This window comes from Stenotrophomonas sp. MMGLT7 (genome assembly GCF_021168555.1).
GTDB lineage: Bacteria > Pseudomonadota > Gammaproteobacteria > Xanthomonadales > Xanthomonadaceae > MMGLT7.
In genome coordinates this window covers 1-2,220 of sequence record NZ_JAJOZS010000037.1, presented here as the reverse complement: position 1 = coordinate 2,220, position 2,220 = coordinate 1, and the positions used below count along the sequence as shown (strand labels likewise).

Here is a 2,220-nt window from a genome sequence, read left to right as displayed (position 1 = left end):
CCCGCATGCGGGAGAAGGGAGAAGCGGCAAGACCCTAGGAAACACAGATGACCCAACGCAAAGGCATCATCCTGGCCGGCGGCTCCGGCACGCGGCTGTATCCGATCACCCGCGGCGTGAGCAAGCAGCTGCTGCCGGTGTACGACAAGCCGATGATCTACTACCCGCTCAGCGTGCTGATGCTGGCGGGCATCCGCGAGGTGCTGATCATCAACACCCCGCACGAGCAGGCGCTGTTCCAGCACCTGCTGGGCGACGGTTCGCAATGGGGCATGCACATCGAATATGCGGTGCAGCCCAGCCCCGATGGCCTGGCGCAGGCCTACCTGATCGGCCGCGAGTTCGTCGCCGGCCAGCCCAGCTGCCTGGTGCTGGGCGACAACATCTTCCACGGCGTGGGCCTGACCCAGACCCTGCAGCGTGCCGACGCGCGTCCGCACGGGGCCACCGTGTTCGGCTACTGGGTCAACGATCCGGAGCGCTATGGCGTGGCCGAGTTCGATGCCGCCGGCAAGGTGGTGGACATCGAGGAAAAGCCGAGCACGCCGCGCTCGAACTACGCGGTGACCGGGCTGTACTTCTACGACGGCAAGGCGGCCGACTACGCCGCCGAGCTCAAGCCCTCGCCGCGCGGCGAGCTGGAAATCACCGACCTCAACCGATGCTACCTGGAACAGGGCGAGCTGTACCTGGAGCAGCTGGGCCGCGGCTATGCCTGGCTGGACACCGGCACCCACGAGTCGCTGCTGGAGGCGTCCAACTTCATCGGCACCTTGCAGCAGCGCCAGGGCCTGCAGGTGTGCTGCCCGGAGGAGATCGCCTACATCAACGGCTGGGTCAATGCCGAACAGCTGCAGCGCCTGGCCGCGCCGCTGGCCAAGAACGGCTACGGCCGCTACCTGCAGCAACTGACCCAACGAGGAGTAGTGAAGTAATGAAGATCATCCCCACCGATCTGCCGGGCTGCGTGGTGATCGAGCCGGCGGTGTTCGGCGACGAACGCGGGTTCTTCTTCGAGACCTGGAATGCGCAGCGCTACGGCGAGCACGGGCTGCCGACGCAGTTCGTGCAGAGCAACGTGTCGTCCTCGTCCAAAGGGGTGTTGCGCGGGCTGCACTACCAGTGGCCGCGGCCGCAGGGCAAGCTGGTCAGCGTGCTGGAAGGGGAGGTGTTCGACGTGGCGGTGGACATCCGCCGCGGCTCGCCCACCTTCGGCAAGTGGGCCGGGGTGGTGCTCAGTGCGGACAACAAGCGCCAGTTCTGGATCCCGGAAGGCTTCGCGCACGGGTTTGCGGTGCTGTCGGAGCGGGCGTTGTTCAGCTATCTGTGCACCGAGGTATATGTGAAGGAGGCCGATGCCGGCCTGCGCTGGAACGATGCACGCATCGGCGTGGACTGGCCGATCGGCGATCCGGTGCTGTCGGCCAAGGACGCCGCCGCGCCGTTCCTGGAGGACGTGCCCGAGGACCGCCTGCCGGTCTACGTGCCATGACGGTGCTGGTGCTGGGCGGCAACGGCCAGGTCGGCACGGAACTGCGGCGGGTGCTGGCCGCCGGCGGCCAGGCGCTGGTGACGACGACCCGCAGCGGCACGTTGCCCGATGGCACGGCCTGCGAGGTGGCCGACTTCGACGATCCTCGATCCCTGCCTGCGTTGCTGGAGCGGCTGCAGCCGGCGACGGTGATCAATGCCGCGGCCTGGACCGCGGTGGACAAGGCCGAGCAGCACCGCGAGGCGGCGCTGCGCGCCAATGCCGAGGCACCGGGAGAGATTGCACGGTGGTGCGCCGGGCACGGCGTACCGCTGGTGCATTACTCCACCGACTACGTGTTCGACGGGCAGGGCACGCGGCCTTACCGCGAGGACGAGGCGACCGCGCCGCTGGGCGCGTACGGGCAGAGCAAGCTGGCCGGCGAGGAGGCGATCCGTGCCGCCGGCGGCCGCCACCTGATCTTCCGCACCGCCTGGGTGTATGCCAGCCACGGCAGCAACTTCCTGCGCACGATGCTGCGCGTGGGCGCCGAGCGCGAGGAACTGACGGTGGTGGCCGACCAGGTCGGCACGCCGACGCCGGCGGCGCTGATCGCCGAGGTCACCGCGCAGGCGCTGGCGCATCCGGGCCAGTTGTCCGGCACCTGGCATCTGACCGCGCGCGGGCAGACCAGCTGGCATGGCTTTGCCGAGGCGATCTTCGCCGAGGCGGTGGCGCAGGGCGTACTG

Annotated in this window: 3 protein-coding genes; all 3 read left to right on the top strand. The window is 68.7% G+C overall.

Features of this window, described 5'->3' with window-relative positions; genetic code table 11:
• Window positions 1-47: 47 nt before the first annotated feature.
• Window positions 48-935 (top strand): glucose-1-phosphate thymidylyltransferase RfbA, encoded by an 888-nt coding sequence (gene rfbA, locus LRX76_RS18685; protein ID WP_231807135.1) that lies wholly within the window; start codon window positions 48-50, stop codon window positions 933-935.
• Window positions 935-1,492, top strand: a complete 558-nt coding sequence (gene rfbC / locus LRX76_RS18680) for a dTDP-4-dehydrorhamnose 3,5-epimerase (RefSeq protein ID WP_231807134.1) — start codon at window positions 935-937, stop codon at window positions 1,490-1,492. The genes rfbA and rfbC overlap by 1 nt, the downstream gene beginning before the upstream one ends.
• The coding region (gene rfbD, locus LRX76_RS18675) for a dTDP-4-dehydrorhamnose reductase (RefSeq protein ID WP_231807133.1) at window positions 1,489-2,220 on the top strand (732 nt) is incomplete at its 3' end. The genes rfbC and rfbD, both read left to right, overlap by 4 nt.

What these genes read in the sequence shown, in the direction of transcription:
- rfbA (WP_231807135.1), top strand. Translation starts at nt 48, where the DNA reads ATGACCCAACGCAAAGGCATCATCCTGGCCGGCGGCTCCGGCACGCGG.
- rfbC (WP_231807134.1), top strand. Translation starts at nt 935, where the DNA reads ATGAAGATCATCCCCACCGATCTGCCGGGCTGCGTGGTGATCGAGCCG.